At 36.5% G+C, this 22,206-nt stretch carries 19 protein-coding genes, 1 tRNA gene and 1 other RNA gene; 12 read left to right on the top strand and 9 right to left on the bottom strand.

Going from position 1 to position 22,206, the window contains the following annotated elements; genetic code table 11:
- Positions 1-416: 416 nt before the first annotated feature.
- The gene (gene dnaG, locus HF196_RS00345) at positions 417-2,177 is read right to left on the bottom strand and encodes a DNA primase (RefSeq protein ID WP_168455321.1); all 1,761 of its coding nucleotides are present in this window, start codon (positions 2,175-2,177) and stop codon (positions 417-419) included.
- A 166-nt stretch (positions 2,178-2,343) separates the two neighbouring features.
- Here dnaG and ubiG point away from each other — a divergent pair, with 166 nt between their 5' ends.
- Together ubiG and metG are read left to right on the top strand one after the other, a co-directional pair.
- A complete protein-coding gene (gene ubiG, locus HF196_RS00340; protein WP_168455320.1) occupies positions 2,344-3,516 on the top strand; it encodes a bifunctional 2-polyprenyl-6-hydroxyphenol methylase/3-demethylubiquinol 3-O-methyltransferase UbiG in 1,173 nt (390 codons plus the stop codon).
- A 45-nt stretch (positions 3,517-3,561) separates the two neighbouring features.
- On the top strand, positions 3,562-5,193 hold the full coding sequence (gene metG, locus HF196_RS00335) for a methionine--tRNA ligase (protein ID WP_168455319.1): 1,632 nt from the start codon (positions 3,562-3,564) through the stop codon (positions 5,191-5,193).
- Positions 5,194-5,219: 26 nt separating this feature from the next.
- Here the strand turns inward: metG and HF196_RS00330 are convergent, their stop codons facing one another.
- Together HF196_RS00330 and HF196_RS00325 are read right to left on the bottom strand one after the other, a co-directional pair.
- Positions 5,220-5,975, bottom strand: coding sequence for a hypothetical protein (locus HF196_RS00330; RefSeq protein WP_168455257.1), 756 nt, complete (start codon positions 5,973-5,975; stop codon positions 5,220-5,222).
- 116 nt (positions 5,976-6,091) lie between these two features.
- A complete protein-coding gene (locus HF196_RS00325; protein WP_168455318.1) occupies positions 6,092-7,543 on the bottom strand; it encodes a replicative DNA helicase in 1,452 nt (483 codons plus the stop codon).
- Positions 7,544-7,666: 123 nt separating this feature from the next.
- Between HF196_RS00325 and HF196_RS00320 the strand changes: the two genes are divergently transcribed.
- From HF196_RS00320 to HF196_RS00280, 9 genes are all read left to right on the top strand, one after another.
- Positions 7,667-7,749, top strand: a tRNA-Leu gene (locus HF196_RS00320).
- A 21-nt stretch (positions 7,750-7,770) separates the two neighbouring features.
- Positions 7,771-8,382: an RDD family protein gene (locus HF196_RS00315; protein WP_168455317.1), complete on the top strand. Its 612-nt coding sequence runs from the start codon at positions 7,771-7,773 to the stop codon at positions 8,380-8,382.
- A 77-nt stretch (positions 8,383-8,459) separates the two neighbouring features.
- A complete protein-coding gene (locus tag HF196_RS00310) occupies positions 8,460-8,669 on the top strand; it encodes a hypothetical protein (RefSeq protein ID WP_168455316.1) in 210 nt (69 codons plus the stop codon).
- Between the two features lie 308 nt (positions 8,670-8,977).
- Complete coding sequence (locus tag HF196_RS00305; RefSeq protein ID WP_168455315.1) at positions 8,978-10,477, top strand: YifB family Mg chelatase-like AAA ATPase; 1,500 nt, start codon at positions 8,978-8,980, stop codon at positions 10,475-10,477.
- Between the two features lie 84 nt (positions 10,478-10,561).
- Positions 10,562-11,140: a hypothetical protein gene (locus tag HF196_RS00300; RefSeq protein WP_168455314.1), complete on the top strand. Its 579-nt coding sequence runs from the start codon at positions 10,562-10,564 to the stop codon at positions 11,138-11,140.
- 229 nt (positions 11,141-11,369) lie between these two features.
- Positions 11,370-12,566: a cell division protein FtsZ gene (gene ftsZ, locus HF196_RS00295; protein ID WP_168455313.1), complete on the top strand. Its 1,197-nt coding sequence runs from the start codon at positions 11,370-11,372 to the stop codon at positions 12,564-12,566.
- Entirely contained in the window at positions 12,566-12,964 is a 399-nt protein-coding gene (locus HF196_RS00290) for an EVE domain-containing protein (RefSeq protein ID WP_168455312.1), read from the top strand. Before ftsZ ends, HF196_RS00290 begins: the two co-directional genes overlap by 1 nt.
- On the top strand, positions 12,958-13,422 hold the full coding sequence (gene ybeY / locus HF196_RS00285) for an rRNA maturation RNase YbeY (RefSeq protein ID WP_168455311.1): 465 nt from the start codon (positions 12,958-12,960) through the stop codon (positions 13,420-13,422). Before HF196_RS00290 ends, ybeY begins: the two co-directional genes overlap by 7 nt.
- 81 nt (positions 13,423-13,503) lie before the next feature.
- Positions 13,504-14,292 (top strand): succinate dehydrogenase iron-sulfur subunit, encoded by a 789-nt coding sequence (locus HF196_RS00280; protein ID WP_168455310.1) that lies wholly within the window; start codon positions 13,504-13,506, stop codon positions 14,290-14,292.
- Positions 14,293-14,295: 3 nt separating this feature from the next.
- On the opposite strand, the gene HF196_RS00275 is transcribed toward HF196_RS00280, so the two are convergent.
- Genes HF196_RS00275 through HF196_RS00260 form a run of 4 tightly spaced genes read right to left on the bottom strand, consistent with a single transcriptional unit; the run spans position 14,296 to position 17,737 of the window.
- Entirely contained in the window at positions 14,296-15,432 is a 1,137-nt protein-coding gene (locus HF196_RS00275; protein ID WP_168455309.1) for a transcriptional regulator, read from the bottom strand.
- A 56-nt stretch (positions 15,433-15,488) separates the two neighbouring features.
- Entirely contained in the window at positions 15,489-16,268 is a 780-nt protein-coding gene (locus HF196_RS00270) for a GNAT family N-acetyltransferase (RefSeq protein WP_168455308.1), read from the bottom strand.
- The gene (locus HF196_RS00265) at positions 16,258-16,740 is read right to left on the bottom strand and encodes a phosphatidylglycerophosphatase A family protein (RefSeq protein WP_168455307.1); all 483 of its coding nucleotides are present in this window, start codon (positions 16,738-16,740) and stop codon (positions 16,258-16,260) included. Before HF196_RS00265 ends, HF196_RS00270 begins: the two co-directional genes overlap by 11 nt.
- Before the next feature lie 19 nt (positions 16,741-16,759).
- On the bottom strand, positions 16,760-17,737 hold the full coding sequence (locus HF196_RS00260; protein WP_168455306.1) for an NAD(P)H-dependent glycerol-3-phosphate dehydrogenase: 978 nt from the start codon (positions 17,735-17,737) through the stop codon (positions 16,760-16,762).
- Between the two features lie 321 nt (positions 17,738-18,058).
- On the opposite strand from HF196_RS00260, the gene HF196_RS00255 reads away from it, so the two are divergent.
- The gene (locus HF196_RS00255; protein ID WP_168455305.1) at positions 18,059-18,829 is read left to right on the top strand and encodes a response regulator transcription factor; all 771 of its coding nucleotides are present in this window, start codon (positions 18,059-18,061) and stop codon (positions 18,827-18,829) included.
- A gap of 43 nt (positions 18,830-18,872) precedes the next feature.
- Here the strand turns inward: HF196_RS00255 and rnpB are convergent.
- Positions 18,873-19,223, bottom strand: an RNA gene (gene rnpB / locus HF196_RS00250) — RNase P RNA component class A.
- 84 nt (positions 19,224-19,307) lie between these two features.
- A complete protein-coding gene (locus HF196_RS05840) occupies positions 19,308-21,851 on the bottom strand; it encodes a hypothetical protein (RefSeq protein WP_246198561.1) in 2,544 nt (847 codons plus the stop codon).
- Between the last annotated feature and the right edge of the window lie 355 nt (positions 21,852-22,206).

Here is a 22,206-nt window from a genome sequence, read left to right as displayed (position 1 = left end):
GCCCCGTTGGTGGCTAGTTATTTATATTAACTTTATAAACTGGCGTTTTTTTATTCTAAACGTCTAAACTCGCTGCTTTTAAACCACAACTGATCTAAATTTAAACGTTAAGAAATTTACCAAGCAGAAAAAAAGCAAAAGAAACCCTGTTAGCTATTTATTCACTATCTATCTTTTAATCGGCGTTTTTTACTGTTTTAAACGCTTTAACAAGCGCATTTTAGCTTATATAGGTAAAAACCTTGAAAGTTTACTAAAGACATAAGTGCACATAGTGCAAAAAATTAAACATGAGACGCCAAATACATTGAGTTTTTTGTCATTTTATCTGCACAGACTGAAGATAAATAAATAGCTTCAATTGTATGGTAAGCGGACTTTTGGGGGTTGTCAAGCAAGTTTTGCGTTTAATCTGTCTATTTTTGAATAAACTCCATTTGCATTTCCTGCATACTATTTTCTATTTGCTTTATTTGTTCTATCAATCTTTCCTCTAAGTCAAAATTACCACTGAGCCTTGCTCTGACTTTTTCTTCTTCTAATACACTCAATTCCTTCCGTAACACTATATTATTCCATACAATTTCTGCTGATTTTCTCTCGTTTAATTGGCTATTTAATACGCTAGTTTTTTCAAATATAAACCTTACAGTTTCAATATTACTGGACTGCTCAAATTCTCGTAATAGGGCCTCTTTATTGAGCTTGCTTCCACTATTTGTCACACTAATTACATGCTGTTGTAATTTTTTCATCTTGGCATTAGTAAACTCAAAATGAGAAAATTGTTCGAAAAATATAGGATGGTGTAAGATTTCGGGAAATTCTATTACTATATGCAGAATTATGGCTTGATTTTGCTCTGCTTCAATTAGCTCTGGAGACTTATTGTGAAGGTATTCACCCTTTGTTGCCCTGATTTTACTGTTAAAAATCTGCTTTTTGGAGTTTCTCCTTAATTCGCTAACCTTATTGTAAAAATAATCTCTGTAATACCTCCTAATGCTGCTGTTACTGATAGTATTAACATATTTCATGAATTTGTGCTCAAGGACTGAATATTTTTCCGGAGCAAGTTTTTCGTAGCTTTGCAGGCTACTATTGACTATGTGACGCCATAAGTATTCGGAATGCAGTTCTGCTAAACGGTCAAGCGCAGAAAGTACATCTTCTTTCTTATATTCTAGCTCATTGCATACATCATATGGGTCTTTATCGCTCGGCAAAGTCACAAACTTTAATGTGTATCCAGGCTCTAATATTGGCAGAGCAAATTCCGCAACTCGTGCAGCAGCAAGATATCCAGCACTATCGCCATCCATACAGATAGAGATTTCTTTAGTATATCTCCATAGATTTTGTATCTGTTCTGCAGAAATTGCAGTGCCAAGCGGAGCAACTGTGTTGCTAATCCCCGCTTGATGTAGTGCTATCACATCCATATAACCTTCAACAACAAACACATGCTGTCTTTTGCGTATTTCGCTCAAAGCAAAATTTAATCCATATAGGTTTTCTCTTTTCTTAAATAGTTGGCTTTCTGGACTGTTTAAATATTTCGGCTGTTGCTCAGAGCTCAGCGCACGTCCGCCAAAACCAATGACTTTGCCCGCAATGTTGTGTATAGGAAATATCAGCCGATCATAGAAATAATCACGAGAATTCTTATTTATTAACCCAATATCGATCAAAATTTCGTCTTCAATACCGGAAGAGTTTAAATATTCCTTCAAGCCAGAGCTTGGCGCATAACCTATCTTAAATTTATCTATGATTTCAGGTGAGATTTTGCGCTGCCTTAAATAGTCTGTAACACCTTGTTTTTTTTGTACAAACCAGTTTGCAGCTAAACTCAGCGTTGAAAATAATTTGTCGCTTTCTTTGGTAATATTGAGGTTTTTAGGTAACTCAACACCTGTAGCTGACGCTAGCCTTTCCAATGCTTCTTTAAAGCTTAAGCCTTCAGTTTGTGAAATAAATTCAAACACATCGCCATGAGCAGAGCAGCCAAAACAGTAGTATAATCCTTTAGTGTCGCTCACAGAAAAAGATGGAGTTTTTTCATTATGAAATGGACAGAGTCCAACAAAACTATTCCCTCTTTTTATTAGTCTGACTTTTTTACCTACTATGTCAGATAATAATAATCTTGATTTTATAATGTCTATGTGATCCATTTCATCGAGTTAGTAGTAGGATAAAAATTATACAGAATTTATGTCATCTTACTCGAAATTTATTTCGAGCTTCAGAGCTTTCAAAAGATAGGGAGCATTGGTTAGCTTGACAAAAAATCCAAAATAAATTACCCATATTAAATGCCTTTAAGTTGTAGTTTCTTGTATGTTAGATGTAATATCGATTGCCTCAGATCACGCCGGTTATGAATTAAAATCAGAAATCAAATCTTATCTGGAAGCCAGGGGTTATGTAGTGATCGATCGTGGCTGCACCGCTAAGCAAAAGAGTGTGGATTATCCAGATTATGCTGTAAAGGTTGTGGAAGATATAACAAACAAAAAGGCAAATTATGGAATATTAATTTGCGGTACAGGCCTCGGTATGAGTACCGTAGCGAATCGTTTTGAAGGAATCTACGCTGCTTTATGTAATAGTGTCGAGATTGCAAAATTAGCTCGCGAGCATGGCAACGCAAATATACTGTGTCTTAGCGCGGAGTTTACTGCAAGTGAATTAGCGAAAGATATAGTTAAGCAATTCCTCGAGACAGAGTTTTCAAAAGAAAGCAGACATAAAAAACGTCTTGATAAACTTAGCAATATAACCTCTTCTAGTAGGAAAAAAGCAAAAACTTATAGCGAAGATGAGGTATCAAAATTTGCTAAAATGGCAGGTGAGTGGTGGAATGAGAATGGTAAATTCAAGCCATTGCACATGATGAATCCTGTGAGAGTGTCATACATTGTTGAGAAAATAAAAGAGTTAAAGAAATGCGATTTAAAGGAATTATCGCTGCTTGATGTTGGGTGTGGTGGCGGCATTTTGTCAGAATCAATGGCTCGGGTTGGCATTAGTGTTGCGGGAATAGATGTATGTGAAGAAAACATAAAAGTGGCGCAGTCACACGCAAAAAAAGTGGGATTAAACATAGAATACACACATACCAGCATTGAAGAACTAAAAAGTGACAAAAAATATGATGTAGTTCTACTCATGGAAGTAGTTGAGCATGTAGATAATTTAGGGCTTTTCATGAAAAAGGCAGCGGAATTGTTAAAGCCAGAAGGGTTAATTTTTATATCGACAATAAACAGAACTATTAAATCCTTCTGTCTTGCGATAATTGGTGCGGAGTATATATTAAACTGGCTACCAAAAGGTACGCATAACTGGAACAAATTTCTCAAACCGTCAGAAATTGCAAATTATTTGAGAGAAAATAATATAACGCCACAAGATATGACTGGCATAGAGTATAATGTAATAAAACGTGAGTGGAATTTAACCAAAAGCGTGGATGTTAATTATATACTTTGTGGCTCGATAGTTTCTTGATTTTCACTACTAGTACGGATACGATAAAGCTTTCAGTACTGGATAATGAAGCAATTTGGAAACTTTTACATCACTACTCCAATATATTACGTAAACGACAGACCACACATTGGTCACGCATATACTTCTCTTTTGTGTGACGTGGTAGCAAGATTTATGAGACTGGCTGGAAAAAGTGTCAAATTTACTACTGGCACAGATGAGCACGGGCAAAAAATCGAGAAAGCAGCCAAAGCACGGAGAATGCAGCCAAAAGAATTTACAGATGAAGTAAGTGTTTCATTTAGGGAATTAGCTAAGTTCATGAATTTTCAATATGATGATTTTATTCGTACTACGGAAGAACGTCACAAAGAAGCAGTGGTAGCTCTGTGGAATAGACTTGAGGAGAAGGGGCAAATATATCTAGGTTCTTATTCAGGTTGGTATTCAGTCCGCGATGAAGCATTTTATCAGGAATCAGAGTTGATAGATGGCAAGGCGCCAACGGGTGCTGAAGTTCAGTGGATAAAAGAAGAGAGCTACTTTTTTCGTTTGTCAAACTGGCAAGACAAATTACTGGAACTCTATAAAAACCAGCCAGACTTTATCTTTCCGGAGAGTAGAAGAAATGAAGTGGTATCATTCGTCAAATCAGGACTCACGGACCTTTCAATCTCTCGCACTAGCTTTAACTGGGGAATAAAAGTACCAGGAAATGACAAACACATAATTTATGTTTGGATAGATGCACTAACTAATTATCTCACGTCAGTAGGTTTTCCTAGTACTGAAGGTGAAGAATATAAGAGGTTTTGGGCAGAACCACAGTCTATCATCCCAGTGCTTGACACTGGGATCCAGAAGGAAACACAGATTCCAGCGTCACGCGCTGGAATGACATCAGCTAATAACTCCTTCAACGTTCATGTGATCGGTAAAGACATATTGCGCTTTCACGCTGTGTATTGGCCAGCAATTCTTCTTGCAGCAGACTTACCGCTGCCAAAACAAATTGCAGTTCATGGTTGGTGGCTAAACGAGGGAGAAAAAATATCCAAGTCTCTTGGTAACGTCATAGATCCAATTGGATTAGCTCAAGAATTTGGTGTCGACCAGCTACGCTATTTTCTCCTTCGGGAGGCAAGCTTTGCTCAAGATGGCAATTTCAGTAAGAAAAATATGATCAGCCGAATAAACTCAGAACTGGCAAACAATATAGGCAATTTAGTACAAAGAACAATTTCATTTTTACACAAGCAATGTGCTGGAATTGTACCAACAATTGATCGCAGTTTACTCAAAGGTGATGAAAGCTTGCCCAATTGCAAAGCTATACTTGATCAAGTGATAAATCATCTGTCAAAATATGAATTCAGCCAGATTATACTTCTAATTGTTAACATCTCTTCTGAAGCCAATGTTTACATAGACAGAAGTGCACCCTGGACATTGAGTAAAACCGATAGGGAGCGTATGAATTTAGTAATCTATAAATTACTCGAATATATCAGAATAATTGGCATTTTATTGCAACCAATTGTCCCAAGATCAGCTAAAATGATACTAGATCAAATACAAATTTCAAAAGAACAACGTGATTTAAAATCTCTGTGCAACGCGTGCGTAAGTTTAGGCATTACATTGCCTAAACCTACGCCGGTTTTTTTGAGGGTTGAGACTAAAGAGGAGGAATAGTTTTTAGCTATTTTTCCTGGATTAGATTATCGGTAAGGAAAACACTGGGTACCATTAGTGTAGCCAAACTCACTTTCACCTTTTTCTATTCCAAATGAAGAAGCCAAAAATATTGTGGCTGCTGTAAGCGCTGTGGGAACAACATGTGGTGCATATTCTCTCGCTACAGTGTTTACCTTGCTACCTAATGACTTAACCTTGTCTCTACCCCAACTAATCCAGCCTTGACCATCCTCTTCTTTAGTTGGCTGATTTGGCTGGATAGGAGCCTCAGTTTCTTTATATGGAAGTTCAATAATGTCAGGGACTGAAATCAATTTATACGGAAGTTCAATAACGTCAGGAAGTTTTAACTCTGCCCTTTCTTTTGCCTCTTCTGCTTTCCTTTGAGCTACACGATTTTCAAACTTCTCTTGGCGATTTGAAAAATTTTCTTGTCGAGGAGTCCCAGGCAATTCAATAGCGTCAGGAAGTAGACCCTTAGCCTTCAACTCTGCTCTTTCTTTTGCTTCTTCTTTTTTTCTTGCAGCTACAAGGTTTTCGAACTTCTCTTGTTGAGAAATAGTATTATTTTTACTAATTGCTACAGCTGAAAGTACACCAGCTACGACAGAAAGTACAGCACCACTAATGATAAACGGAAGACCAACACCCAAAGCTGCAACTGGAGCTAATATAGCAACATAAGGAGCTAATGCAAATACTCCTGATGCCAACAAACCTACAACGGCTATAGTAACGCCCAGATAAGGTGCGTTAGATTTACTAAATATATTTTTCATTTATATACCCCACTAAAATTAATTTATTATTAAAATTGTAGCACAAGTAAAAAGATATGTCAACTCTATTAACAGATTAGCATATTATAGCAAGAATCGATAAAGGTTGCTGAAGGTTATGAACTATGTCTCTCTGTGTAATCCTTAAATGCACCTCTGTTAGAGTCAAAATATAGCTTCACACTACCAATTGGTCCGTTTCTTTGTTTGGCAATAATAAGCTCGGCGATATTTCTAATTTTCTCCATTTTCTCTTGCCATTCGCGATGTTTATTGCTTCCTTCATTTGGTTGCTTCCTCAGTTCATAATATTCTTCTCGATAGAGGAACATGACTATATCTGCATCTTGCTCTATGCTTCCTGAATCACGCAAATCAGCAAGTTGTGGTTTTTTATCATCTCTTTGTTCAACAGAACGAGAGAGCTGCGACAGTGCAACAATAGGAATATTTAGTTCCTTGGCGATTGCTTTCAAACCCTGTGTCACTTCTGAGATTTCTTGCACCCTATTTTCGCTACTTCTCTTTGTTGTCCCTCTGATTAACTGTAGATAATCAATAAACACCACTTCTACATTATATAATTGATACAATAAACGTATTCTAGTGCGCAGGGCACTAATTGATAGTGCAGGAGTGTCATCTATAACAAAAGGCAATTCGGATAATTCTGTACTAGCATTGATAAATTCGTGCAATTCAAAATCACTAATTCTCCCAGTCAATGCTTTATAGTAGCTAATTCCTGAATCTATCGTGATCAATCTTGCAGTTAATTGTTCTGCTGACATTTCAAGTGAGAAAAATGCAACATAGTGTTGCTTGTCGGCTCTTTTTTGCAAAACCTTACAAGCATTAAGTGCGATATTTAGTGCCAGCGCTGTTTTACCCATGGAAGGCCTTGCAGCTAGAATTAATAGATCAGATTTCTGCAAACCACCAAGAAGCTGATTTAAGTCCTGAAGTCCAGTTGTGATACCCAGTGCTTCTGGGTTATTTTTCAACGTGCTGATCTTCTCAACCACATCTTTAACCGAATTGGCAAGCTTTATGTATGTCTTCTCACCTTGTTTTTTTACTGCTAAGTTGAACAATTTTGTCATTGCCTGCTCAATTTGTACTTGTGCAGGATTCTCGATGTCATAGTTGTAACTATCATCAACTATTTCTTGCCCGAGCTTGATTAAACACCTCCTCAGATGAGTGTCTCGAATTATTCTAGTTAAACTGTAGATATCAAGTGCGATGCTTGCTTTAGCTGCAAGCTTTGCTAAATACTCAACTCCACCACATTCGGTAAATCTTTCGTTGTTCTCGAAAAACATTTTAAGACTCAGCTCATTGGCAACTATGCCGTGTTTTCTGGTTTTAGATATCTGCGCAAAAATGCTTTGATGCAGAGGATCATAGAAATTATCAGCGGTTATTATATCCTCAACTGCGTCACAAATTCTATTATCGCGGATCATTGCACCGATCAGCATTTGCTCGGCTTCTAAATTGTGCGGTAATTTACATATTTCCTTGTCTACATTTCTTGAATCGATGAGATTGGCAAGTTCATTCATTTTAAGTTTTTAGAGTAACTATCGATTATTGTAGAATATCTAGTTCTAATTTGAAAGATGTATTAGAACTAAATGAGGTAAAAAAATTTGACTAATTTTGTGTTGCCTATAGCATTAAAATAAGCCTCTGTGGTGGAATGGTAGACACGGCAGACTCAAAATCTGTTGCTTGCAAAAGCATGCTGGTTCAAGTCCGGCCAGGGGCACTCAAATGTTGGAAAATGCATATGTTACACAAAATTTTTAACCGCTTGTTTTCTATTCTCTCTTCTATGAATGCTATTCAAAAGGTCAAAAAGGATGAAAGAGGAATATGTTATGTGACAGGATTTAGGCGCTATATATCAGTGTTGCTCGATTTAATTATTATCGTTTTGTTCTTACAGTTTTGTATCCAAGCCTGGAATCAGCTCCTTACAAACTCAGAAGATGGCAAAACACTGAGCCAAATTACTGCAAAACATCAAATGCAAGTGCCACTTTCTACGGAAGAGAAGACAGTGCAGGTTAGACTTAGTCAACTATGGATCCTAATATGGATTCTAAGTCAAATAGTTCAATTTATTATGCTCTTTAGCTACGTAACATATATGTGGGTAAGATTTGCCGCTACACCGGGAAAATTGCTACTTGGGCTCAGGGTTGTGGATGCGCAGACCTTCAAAAAAATGACCTTAAGACAAGCAATAAAGAGGTTTTTTTCATTTATATTGTCGGTTGCACCATTATTCTTGGGCTTTATATGGTCAAATTTCAACAAACGCTGTCAAACCTGGCATGATAAAATTGCAGGTACAGTGGTTGTCACGAGCAAGAGTCTTAAGGAATACAAAGGTTAAGAAATCTTCACATCTGCTCAGTGCAGCAGAAAATCGCTGTGCACGTAAAGCCACTATGCAGCACCACAACTTCCATAATGTCATTCAAGTGGCTCTCTGTTAATCTCAGCATTTTCTGTGGTGTTATCCTAGTAGTCTTTTTTTCTGCCATTACAGTGCTTTCTTCTCTTGTCATCCGAGTAGCCGACACTGGGACCCATTCTTTTTTTCACTGGATTCCAGCGTCAAGCACTGGAATGACATCTTTCGATGAACATAAGAAATCTCTTATTTTCGATTCTGTATAAAAATGAAAATAAGGCTTACCTTATTTGCGTGGATAAATACTAGGAGACCTCTTATTTTCGATTTTGCGTAAAAATGAAAATAAGGCTGGATTCCAGCGTTACGCGCTGGAATGACACCTTCAGAAAGTGGATCAGCGCTGGAATGACAGGGTTGTGGGTGTCATCCAAGTAGCCATTTTCCTGTTGTCCAAGTAGCTCCTCTTCTTGTCATCCCAGTACTTGATACTGGGATCTAGTCTTTTTTCTCACTGGACCTTTACTTCGTAATTCCTTTAGTATATTCTATTAATAACCTCATGAAATGTATTATGATTGCAAACATAAATACTGTTGCGCTTCAGGGAATTAATATAGTAAATGTTAATGCTCAAATTCATATGGCAAATGGCATTCCTGCCTTTAATATCGTTGGACTGCCAGATAAAACTGTTGCAGAGTCCAAAGAACGCATCAGAGCAGCACTAAACTCAATTAATCTACTGCTCCCTCCTAGAAGAATCACAATTAATCTTTCCCCTGCGGATCTGTTGAAAGAAGGCAGCCATTATGATTTAGCTATTGCTATTGGACTGCTTGTTGTAATGAATATTATACCCGTTGAAAGAGTGCAGTCTTATATTATTATGGGTGAACTTGCTCTTGATGGCAGGGTTATTTCAGTTTCAGGTGTTTTGCCAGCGGTAATTAATGCAAAACAAAAAAACAAGGGAATAATTTGCCCAAGAGGAAATGGAGTAGAGGCTTCATGGGCAAAGAATGTTCCAGTTTTGGCTATAGAGAAACTAACCGATATTATCAGCCATTTTAAAGGCGAGCAGTCAATTGAACCAGTGGTTTTTAATAAACCAAAAGAAAAAAGATCAGTACCAGATATGAAGGATATCAAAGGCCAAATTGTTGCGAAAAGAGCTGCTGAAATTGCAGCAGCAGGTGGACATAATATGCTTCTTGTTGGACCTCCTGGTACTGGAAAATCAATGCTTGCCAAGCGGTTTATGGGGCTACTGCCTGATTTGACTGAGCAGGAGATGATTGATGTGAATATTATTTCTAGCATAACGCAGGCTGGTAATGAAATATTCAAAGTAACACGTCCCTTTCGCGAACCTCATCACTCATGTTCCATGCCAGCGATGATAGGAGGAGGAAAAAATGCAAAGCCTGGCGAAATTACTATGGCTCATAATGGAGTATTGTTCCTTGATGAATTGCCAGAGTTTCCAAGACTCGTGCTTGATTCTCTACGCCAACCACTTGAAGATAGAAAAGTTACTATTGCGAGGGCTAACGCCCACATAACTTACCCAGCGCATTTTCAACTGATTGCTGCAATGAATCCTTGCAGATGTGGTTATTTAGGAGATGCGAACAGATCATGCAACAAAGCTCCACGGTGCGGCACAGATTATAGAAATAGAATATCAGGGCCACTGCTTGATAGAATAGATATATGCATCGAAATGCCAATCGTTAGCATACTTTCTCCGGAAACCTATTCACAAGGAGAGAGCACTTGCAGCATAAGAGAAAGAGTGATAGCGGCAAGGAAGATACAAGCTGAGCGCTACAGTAAATTAAGCATTACTTGCAACTCAGAAGTAAGTGGCGACGCATTAGATAAATTTGCTAAGCCAGATCAGGAAGGGTTAGAATTACTAAAATACGTGCTAAAAGAAAACTACATTTCCAATCGGGGTTACACGCGCATATTGAGAGTTGCAAGAACTATTGCAGATCTTACAAGAAGTGAAGAGGTAAAGAGAGCACACATCGCTGAAGCGCTAAACTACAGGATAAGAGCATATTAGAAATAAACTTACTTGACGGGCTAATCTTTTAATTATATATTACTTTTAGATAAAATTTTAATATTCTATACTAGGAGTAGAATTATGGCATTAACGAATTATCAATATAAAAAAGGGGATAGTGTTTTTCATTCTATTTCAAAAGGATACAACCAAGCTGAAGATTTCTGGGGCATTCCAGGTGCTATCGGTGGGCTTGGCGAGTATACTAGAAATAACAAATGGAAAACAGCTGCAGTTGTTGGGGTAGTTGTAGCAGTTCCGCTTATAGCTGCTTATATTTTAAGCCCAGTTTATGCAGGTTTTGTTAATACAACAACACAATCAGCTTATGCTGGTATGATAACAGGGGGTAAGGGATTATACGCGCTTGCAGTAACTAATCCGGTATTTACTGGTCTGCTTGCTGCTGCAATAGTAGGAACTATAGGTGCTCTTATATATATGAACTATAGTAAAGCAAACCAAATTAGGGAACAAGCAAATCAAATTGATGGAGTGAAGAAAGCTGTGTTAGAAGCTTGTGAAAAAGATGATCAAAGCAATCCTAATTTACAAGATAAAAAGATTAAGATAGCTGGTAAGAATGATCCATTGCAGGTCTTAACTAACGTTGCAGTAAAGCTTGGGTTAGTGCAAGTACAAACACAAGCAACGGCATAAAAGGTAAAGGGATAGGTTTTTATCCCTTTTTATAAATGCTTCATCTCTTGAGCCGGTCTAACAGCGCTATCTGAAAGTTTGTTATACCTATTGATTAATGGTGCTTATAATGTTAAGAATAAGTAAACCTTGTTTACTGTTTATGTCTACATAAGTGAAAAGTGTTTGCATATTGTTAAAAAAGCAGTAACTTATTATCAAGTGAATTCACTAAGTTTGAGTAATTTAAATGTCTATTGACCTTAGTCTACCAGAATTACCTGTGCTACACCCAAGAATTACTGTCATAGGTGTTGGGGGTGCTGGTGGAAATGCTGTGAACAACATGATTCATTCTAACTTGCAGGGAGTGAATTTTGTCGTAGCAAATACCGATGCTCAAGCACTAGAGAAGTCATTGTGTGATAAAAAAATTCAGCTAGGTATTAATTTAACTAAGGGGCTCGGTGCTGGTGCTTTGCCTGATGTTGGCAAAGGTGCAGCAGAAGAATCAATCGATGAAATTATGGAGCATATAAAAGATAGTCATATGCTCTTCATCACAGCAGGAATGGGTGGCGGAACCGGAACAGGTGCAGCACCAGTAATTGCAAAAGCAGCAAGAGAAGCAAGAGCTGCAGTTAAAGATAAAGCGTTAAAAGAAAAAAAGATACTGACTGTTGGAGTTGTAACCAAGCCATTTGGCTTTGAAGGTGTGCGCCGTATGCGCATTGCAGAGCTCGGGCTTGAAGAATTACAAAAATATGTAGATACACTAATTGTAATTCCCAACCAGAACTTGTTTAGAATTGCTAATGAAAAAACTACATTCGCTGATGCGTTTAAACTCGCTGATAATGTTCTGCACATTGGTATCAGAGGAGTAACTGACTTAATGGTCATGCCAGGACTTATTAATCTTGATTTTGCTGATATAGAAACAGTAATGAGTGAAATGGGCAAGGCAATGATCGGTACTGGAGAGGCAGAGGGAGAAGATAGGGCAATCAGTGCTGCAGAAGCTGCAATATCTAATCCATTACTCGATAATGTGTCAATGAAAGGTGCACAAGGAATATTGATTAACATTACAGGTGGCGGAGACATGACTTTATTTGAAGTTGATGCTGCAGCAAATAGAGTACGTGAAGAAGTAGATGAAAATGCGAATATAATATTTGGCGCTACCTTTGATCAAGCAATGGAAGGCAAAGTTAGGGTTTCTGTTCTTGCAACTGGTATCGATAATAGCGTTCCTCGTAGTGACAGGACAGAAACTACCCCTTCACCTGTCAGTCAAAATGAGACTTCAGAGGAAGAAAAATTCAAGTGGTCTTATAGCCAAACTCCAGTACCGGAAACAAAGTCTGCTGAGCAAGTAAGTGAAGAGGTTAAGTGGAGTGGCAATATCTATGATATACCAGCCTATCTAAGAAGAAAAAAATAATGCAATTTTGGCTGCTTAAGTCAGAACCAGATGAATATTCTTGGCAAAAAATAGCAGAGGAGGAAATAGTTGAGTGGGATGGTGTACGCAACTATCAAGCTCAAAATTATATGAGGGCTATGAAATTAGGTGATTTTGCGTTTTTTTATCATACAGGTAAAGAAAAGGCTATATTTGGAATAGTTGAGGTCTTTAAAGAATATTATCATGTTAACGATTCCAAATTTGGATTAATAGATGTGAAATTTTTCAAGTCTCTAAGTAATCAAGTAACGCTGAATGATATAAAAAAGAATCCACTTTTAAAAAATATGGCTATGTTAAAACAACCACGTTTGTCAGTTTCTCCAGTCTCAGAGGGTGAATGGAATGAAATAATAGGGATGGGTGAGTGTTAGAAGTAAATGTTCTCGATAAGAGATGGCATAGCGTCACAGAGGATCCAGAGGGCTTTGTATTAAGCATCCTAAATACTTCTCTGCAGAAATTAAAGATAGATCTCTATGAACCAAGTATATCAGTGGCTCTGGCTGATGATAATTTGCTACATCAACTTAATTTAAAGTTTAGAAAAATGGATAAACCAACTAACGTGCTATCATTTCAGTGTGAGCAACTATCTAATAAGTGCGATCTAGGTGATATAGCAATTTCAATAGACACAATACAAAAAGAGTCACATGAGTACCATATACCCATCATAGCTCACGTTGCACATATGTTAGTGCATGGGTTGCTTCACTTACTTGGTTATGACCATCAAAAAGAAGACGAGGAAATTGTAATGAAGAACTTAGAAAGCAAAATTTTAGCTTCGCTTGGCTATAATTACGTGCACAATTTAAAAGGAATTTAACAAAAATATAGTAGATGATATCAAAATATGTTATCTACAAAATAAAGGAGCTTTTAGCTATAAACGATAAAAGGTAAACATATGGTTCAGTTCTCTTTGCCAAAGAATTCTAAAATTAATGAAAGGGGTAAAGTTTATCCTGCTCCTGCCAAGGCAAAAAATATTAGAAGATTTCAAATCTACCGTTGGTCTGCCGATGACGAAAAAAATCCTAGAATAGACACATTTTTTATTGATATGGATAATTGTGGCCCTATGGTACTCGATGTGTTGATAAAGATAAAGGATGAAATAGATTCAACTCTAACTTTTAGGCGTTCTTGCAGAGAAGGGATATGTGGATCTTGTGCTATGAATATTGATGGAACCAATACTCTTGCATGTGTTAAATCCATACACGATATAAAAGGTGACGTAAAAGTATATCCATTACCTCATATGTATGTAATCAAAGACCTAGTTTCAGACCTAAGCCAATTTTATGAGCAGTATAAGTCAATTAATCCTTGGTTGCAAGCAGATAAGCCTGACTTGCCAAACAAAGAACATTTACAATCTCCTGAGGATAGAAAAAAACTCGATGGCCTTTCTGATTGTATATTATGTGCTTGCTGCTCGACTGGTTGCCCAAGCTATTGGTGGAACAGTGATAAATTTTTAGGGCCAGCAATATTGCTACAGTCCTACAGGTGGATTGCCGATAGTCGTGATGACAAAATGGATGAAAGACTTGATGCTTTAAACGATCCATTTAAGCTTTATCGCTGTCATACAATAATGAATTGTACAAAGACCTGTCCTAAAGGACTTAATCCAGCAAGAGCAATAGCAAAAATAAAGCAGTTTATGGTACAGAGGGGAGAAGTTTGAATATTATCTCTTACACTCCTCGTATGAAAAGAGTAGACCTTCTGAAGCATAGGGTATTATTAATATTCTAAAAGTTTTTCCGTTTGTAAGGTGGATCGTATCATTATGTGGTCCAAGTAATTTTTTGAACAACTCCTGCCTTTGATTACTAATGGTTTGAAAATCCTCTTGTTTTAAAAGCTTTTTAGATTCAAAGAGGTAAAACATGACCTCATGATAAGTGGGGTAAGATGCCAAGAGCTTTGTGTCAAACTGAAAAGCTTTCACAAAAGCATTATTAAAAAACTTTAACTTTTGATTCTTGCTGTATATCGTAACAGCAATTGGTAACTCCTCAAGTAAACTTTTCTGCGTAGTTAAATAACCATCCAATCTGACACGTAACTCCTCTGTATCACTAACATCCTTTCCATACACTATCACACCACCGGAGTTTTGTATTGGGATTTGAATGAAATCAAAAACCTTGCGTTCGTTTTTATAAGTTATCACATGTTTTCCTGATTTTGTGCTTTGAGTGTTGCTAGCAACAGCCAATCTTTGAGAGCTGTTTATGTATTTATCATAAAATAAGTTACAAAACTTTACTTTTTTATTTTCATCATATTTAAGTATTGGAAACGGCAAAGAGTTGAAAATGTTTCTATAGTTCTCTATTCTCTGTTTCAGTTTATTATTTTCTAACTCAAGCTCGTTAGCTTTTATCTTATAGTCTGAAATGTTTCTTATCCACAGCAGCACACCAATTACGTGATTAGAGTTATCTATTATGCTTCTACCATGACATATACAATAAACTTCACCGTCCTTTGACTTCAAATCCAGAGTAAAAGATTTATTTATTTTTTTTGCCTCAGTAAAATTTTTGATTAGGCTTTCTGATTGTTCGAAAAAATTTACAAACTCATTAAATGAGTAAAAAACTGTGTTGAGCAAAATCAGTAAGTTGGGAGAAAATTTTTCTATGCGCTTTTTTGCGTCCCAAATATAAAATCCATCATCTATAGTATCGATTAAATTATTTATTATGATATTTTGATGTTGTAGGTTCTTAATTTTATTGTCTACTTTCAACTTAGAGTAAGAGAGAAAGAACAATATTAAAATTAATAATAAAAGCACTTCATAGAAAAAAAACATAATACTTTTAAAACAGACGTAAAAACTTGTACCTGCTCAGCAGGGGTATGTATAAGTTACGCTGAAGAGGTATATAAGTAAAGATTACCTAATATCTGAAAACCCAATCTTTTGTAAAGGTTGACAGAAGGTTTCATACAATGCGCTACTACATACCTACATTCAAGCTGTTGGATTATTTTGATTCTTTCTAAAACCATTTGGGTACCTATTCCACGATTTCTATGCATCGGTAAAACTCCATCACTGTAGAAACCGGCTACGTTATCTTGAACATAGAAACCACATGTTCCAACAATTTCGTTGTTTAGTGTTACGAGAAAAAATCTTAATCCCGAATTTTTATCATCATAATTTGATAATCCGCGTAAAAATGTACTGACAATTCCAACGTCATGATGAAAAATTCCAGAGGTACATAAGTCTAATTGTTTTAAAAGATTGCTACTATTTACAGGACTCAACTTCAAGTTCGGAACAACATCGGCAGGTAAAAAGTAATTTTTCATGTTAAGCAAAACTTTTTTTGGTGTACTAACGTGTTTTACCTCACACTTTTCTAAAATACCCTTTGTTTTCGTATGCGAATCCATTACCCATGTTGCTTCTATGTTCCTTGCTCTAAGGTAATCTAGAGTTTTCTGCACGGAAGGTTCGGTACACTGATCTTCACAGAACACAAAATTGAATAATGACTCCCTGGTTCCATTTATTGTAAACGTAATATTATCAAACTCATTGTGCACTTCCCATAGAGATAAATTTGCTGTGTACAGTATGTAATCCTTTAGATTTTGAGTAACCAAGCTTGAATAACAGATTTCCTTATCCTGCATACAAAGACAACGAACAATAAAAGGCCCCTATAAGAACGTAGGCTAAAATTGCAGCTATAATATCATCTAGCATAACACCTAGAGGACCTTTAATATTTCTGTCGATCAAATTTATAGGCCATGTTTTTATTATATCAAAAAACCTAAAAGAAAAAAAGCATAACATTAATAAAGAGCTATTCATTTCTAGGTTTAGCAGCACCGAAACTAAAAATATTGTCAGTAATTGGCCAACTACTTCATCAATCACTACTTCTTTTGGATCGTGCGAAGTCCGGTAATGTTTTATGTAGTTGCCTATGGACCACAATCCCACTAGGAACAAGAAAAGAATAATTACTGCACCTAAAATTCTGTTATTTAGTACTATAGGAACAATTGGATAAGAAGCTAAGCTGCCCACAGTACCTGGCATTTTCCTTGCTGTGCCAGACAGCCACCACGTTGATATTAGTTTATGGAAAAATTTCATAATGTACCAAAGCAACAGGTTAACTTACAAGGACAGAAATAGTATCCTCTATAGATGCACTTTCATACAATAATCTATAGACCGCCTCACATATAGGCATTTTTATCTTTAGCTTCTCTGCTAAATTAAATGCAGATTGGGCGGTACTAAAACCTTCAGTTACTGAATTACCTTCTGACAGAATCTGTTGAACGTCAGAGTTATCGTTACTACTGCCTATTTTAAACCCAAAGGACAGATTTCTTGAATTCAAGGATGTGCATGTCACGATTAGATCGCCCAAACATGCTGGTCCAAGTAATGTATCTATATTACTGCTGTCGATTTTTGCTAGATACAAAGCTTTTATTTCATTCATACTCTTTGTTATCAGTGCTGCATGAGCATTGCATCCAAGTTTTTTACCCAAAATAATTCCACATGCTATAGCAAAAACGTTCTTTAATGCTGCGCAAATTTGTACCCCTATAACGTCGTTGCTAAAGTACAACTTAATATTTTCTTGCTGTAGCTTTGACACTAGTTTTGAACCTAGTGTGTCATTTTGACATGCAAGGACCATTGAATAGGGTAATTTTTTTGCAACTTCCACGGCAAAACTAGGACCTGAAAAAATAGCCACAGGGTTCTCAGGTAAAACTTCATTTACTATTTCACTGGGTAGTTTTAATGTAGATCTTTCTATTCCCTTACAGGCTAAGATTATTGTTACATCTTTTTTTAAACCGCAACCACGTAATTGCTGACATACCTGCCTAAGAGACTGGGCAGGAACAGCAAGAATTATCATTGAAGTGTTAACTGTGTCTTCAATATCCAACTTTACTGACACATCGTTAGAAATTCGGCAGCCTGGTAACTTATTGCTCTCTCTTGTTCTATTAATTGATTCAAACGTAGTTATATTGTGGGTCCACAGAGCTACATTGTGTCTATCACTCAGTGAAATTGCAATTGCTGTACCCCATGCACCAGCACCTAAAATTGATATTGTCACACAATGTTCCTGAAAATTATTATTTTACTTTAGAATGGTAGGGTAAGTAAATTAAAAATACGACACGTATATATAAAACGGTTAAATATTTATTAACTTAAGTACGTCTGCAATGATAATGACGTTAATTCAATATTTACTAAAAATAATGTTATTCTTATGATATACAGTATATCTATTATGTTTTAGATCTATTTATATAATTTTGGAACGGTGTGTCTATTATAGTAGTTTTGACCATTTGTTAATAAAAGTTTGATTTGTTACTTTCCTTAGTTATATATATTACTAAAATTATAAATTACTTACGGGGTGTAAAATATGCGTATATTATTAATTGAAGATGATCAAGTAAGTGCGAAAACTGTAGTTAACGCTTTAACTTCTGATGGGCACTTTTGTGATGTTGTAACTTCTGCGCAAGACTATAACAATAATATGGTTTCCTCAAATGGGGATCACTATGACCTAGTTATTCTAGATATACACTTACCCGGTGATATTGATGGGTATGACATATTATTAAGGCTAAGAAGTGCAAAAATTAAGGTTCCTGTTTTGATACTTTCATGTATATCTGCTGTTAATCAGAAAGCTAAAGGACTAGGGTACGGTGCTGATGATTACTTGACTAAACCATTCCATAAAAGTGAGCTACTCGCTCGAATAAAGGCAATAGTTCGTCGTACTAAGGGCCATCCTGAATCAGTGATAAAGATCGGTAACATAAATATCAATTTTGATCATAGGGTTGTTGAGGTAAAAGGTAAAACAGTTCACTTGACTAACAAAGAGTATTCTATGATAGAGTTACTAGCGTTACGTAAAGGAACTGTACTAACAAAAGAAATGTTTTTAAATCATCTCTATAATGGCCTGGATGAGCCTTCAGATAACAAGATAGTTGACGTCTTTATGTGCAAGTTACGTAAGAAACTTGAAAGTGCAAACGATGGAAAAAGCCACATAGAAACTGTTTGGGGTAGAGGGTATGTTCTGAAAGAATATCTTGATGACGAAGAATATTCTAACGTTAACATAGGCGAAAATAGCGGTGATTATCAAGCAGAACAAGTAAAGGACAACGCTTAAGATGCTTATGCATTTACATGCAACGTACTCTATATTTGTGTAAATGCCCAGGTGAAATATAAGCCGAGTTCTGTTTATGTAGCTATTTATCTGGAGTAAATGTTACCATTTACTGCATGCGATTTACCCGAGTAGATATGAGGAAAAACATAAGGTCTACTCTTATTTAATCTTGCTCCTAGTGTTGGTTACTCAACTACCAATGTTGCCATTGTTATGGTGTGCTCTTACCACACCTTTTCACCCTTACCTAAAAATACTTTAGGCGGTAATTTTCTGTAGCCCTATAACTGGAGTTACCCCCGGCGGGCGTTACCCGTCACTATTTTCCCTTGGAGCCCGGACTTTCCTCTGTTGTGTTTATCACACAACAGCAGCTACTTATTTCACCCAGTGACCATACTTTAACATGAAAATCATAAAAGTAAAATAATTTCCTTGTTAGTCAATGATCTACATATCAAACGTTAAACTACAACTAAAGGTGATATTCTGGCACGTCATTGCTATCCCAAGATAAGCCACTTTCACTTTTAGATTCTGAACTCTTACTACCTCCAGGTGATGGGCTGCTCAATCTGCTACCACTTTCTATTGATACACTGTCTAACACTATTTCAGGACTACTTGTTCTGCTATTACTGACAAAAAGTTCTCCACTGCTATTCGAATGTGACTCTAAATCAGATAGTTCTAACACAGGAGTAGCATTGTCATGGTGGTACTTCCTAACACATTTATATGCTATAAATCCTATAATTCCAAAAACACCTACTACTCCTAGTAAAGATCCTGTTATTATCCCTGCTTCGTTAGGTGCACTAGCTATAGTAAGTTGACCGGGTTGCGGAGAAGAGGTGATTTGAGGAAGTAAAGTCGTGGTAAACACAGAAGTTGTTGACCCTTTGATTTTAATACTTGGTATAGTAAATACTGTTTGTGTAGTCTTTTCCAGGTTTGCTGTTGGTACGTTAGTGAGCGCTGCGTTGACCGTAGTTGCTTGTGAGGTAGCGGTTGTTTCGGCTACTGTTGTAGATTTTGCAGTACTTGCTTGAGTTGTTGACTCCGTCGAAGGTTTGCTCATTGCAGTGCTGCTTGCTGTAGAAGTTAGCGGCACAGTAATTGATGTAGGTTTAGCACTTGTTTTATCAACGCCTGTAGTAACTGTGGTGGTTTGTGATGTGGTAGCTGCTGTTGTTGGCTTTGCTGTTGTAGATTTTGCAGTACTTATTTCATCAGCATCCGTAGTAACTGTGGTAGCTTTTGAAGTCACAGTTGTTTCAGATGTTGTTGGTTTCACCGTTGTAGACACTGTACTTGCTTGAGTTGTCGGCTCTGTTGAAGGTTGAGTAGTACTACTTACTGCAGGGGTTGATAAAATGGTAAGCGTTGTAAGCTTTTCAGTATTTGCGGTAGAGTCTAAAGTTACCGTTGGAACTTTAGTTGACTTCGTGGCAACCACAGTTGCTCTTGAAGTAACGGTTGTTTTAGATGTTGTTGGTCTCACCGTTGTAGGGTCTACAGTGCGTGTTTTAGTACTTGAAGTAACCTTGGTTGCTTTTGGAGTAGCAGTTGTAACGACAACTGTTGTTGGCTTTGCTGTTGCAGGTTTTGCAGTACTTGTTTTATCTTCTGTAGTGACCATGGTCGCTTTTGAAGCAGCAATTGCTGTTGTAGATACTGTACTTGTTTGAGTTGTTAACTCCGCTTTTGAAGGATGAGTAGTCTCCAAGGTATCAGTTTTTGTTATACTAGTAATTGCGGTGGTTGACGTTTTTGTAGAAGTCTCAACTTTCTCTGTGGTAGTTATGGGAACCATGGTACTGCTAGAAATAAGACTAGGTGTCAATCGACCGTTAATGATATTAACAAAATCACCGAGAGCTTTAATACTGTTTGCCGGTATCATTGTTACCTTACGAGGTTTTTCAGAGTTCTTATGGTTAAAAGTTATGATGTTTTCTCCTCTTATTGCAGTTGTAATAAAGCAACCTTGATCACCGTCTTTAACATACAATTGATCTACAGGATCTTTAAATTCGTGAATAACAAAGTCTGATTTTGATCCATTCTTAGTAAAACTTGCTAAATGTAATTCTTGCGTGTTAGAAGATTGGCCTTTTGCAAGAAAAGCAACTAGATCATTGCCCTTTGTTTGCTTTACATGCTGCAAAAAGCTTATCTCATGTTTACTAGAAAGAGATAGTGCTTTATTATCTATCTGACCCCCTTTTTTACTAAGCAGACATTCGTTGGTTTCCTTTTTGTCTTTCAAACTCTGAACCACTTTAGCTACATCAAATTTAAAAATTTGTGTTTTTCTTATCTTGGTAATTCCGCTCATTCTCGCATAAAGCATTGTCTCTTCAGTTAGCACTAATTGCCCTGGATCATCAAATTTGAATAATTTTCTTTCTATGATACTATTTTTTCCACGTAAAGCCTTAAACTTTCCATCTCCTTTTGACTCTAAGTACCAAGAAACCAAAATTTGGTCCTTTAAATTATGAGCAATTACAATTATGTCATTATTATCAACTTTCACTGCTTTTGGTTGAAAGTAACTGTTATCTTTATTTGCAGGATTGCAATCATTGGCATTTTTTTGTAATTTAGTTTTATCTGAAAGCTCAACTAAGGGCATTTTACCTGAATGCTTGATTTTATAAGTGCTAAACATCAGGCCTTTAATATACTTTTTTCCTTCTTTATTATCTTCTTCGGGAAAGATTACTCCGACTTCATCTACTTCAGCCAAATCTTCTATTAATATAATAGATAGTTGGTCTTTAAATTCATTTGCTACGTTGACACATGTATCATACTCGTATGTTTTTGATTGGTATAACGGACTGACAAGTAATTTTACTTTACTGCTCCCATTACCATTATCTTGATAGCTAAGTCCATAGGCAACTCCATTTCCCTCAACTAATCCTACGTTTCTTGGGTTAAAACCTATTGCTTCTTGAACTTTAAGTGTGGTTGAGTTAGTCTCGAATAGTTTGCTTAATATAAACATAATTTTATTTAAAATTTTAATAAAATGCTATTATAACTATTCTAACATATCAAAGTCAATAAAAATCTTAACTAAAAATTAAGAAATAAATGCTTTTCCCAGTGCTTTTAGGTAGAAGAAAGCGAAACCAATTATAACTTTGACAAGCAGTTGTATAATCTAAGTTGGCTGTACCTCTTGACGGCAATTACTTATTATTCTATAATAAGCATATCAGCAATACTAGGTTATATAGGTCTTTTCAACAGCATTCAGGGTTTCTTTTGCCTTTTTTATTTAGTAAAATTCTTAACTATCTATGGCCAAAGCAATCTAAGAGAATGCAGCCCTGCAAAAGATACCAATATTTAAAATA

The sequence above is a fragment of the Wolbachia endosymbiont of Ctenocephalides felis wCfeJ genome (assembly GCF_012277315.1).
Taxonomy (GTDB): Bacteria; Pseudomonadota; Alphaproteobacteria; order Rickettsiales; family Anaplasmataceae; genus Wolbachia.
The sequence above is the reverse complement of the archived record's forward strand: the minus strand, read 5'-3'. Positions and strand labels throughout refer to the sequence as shown.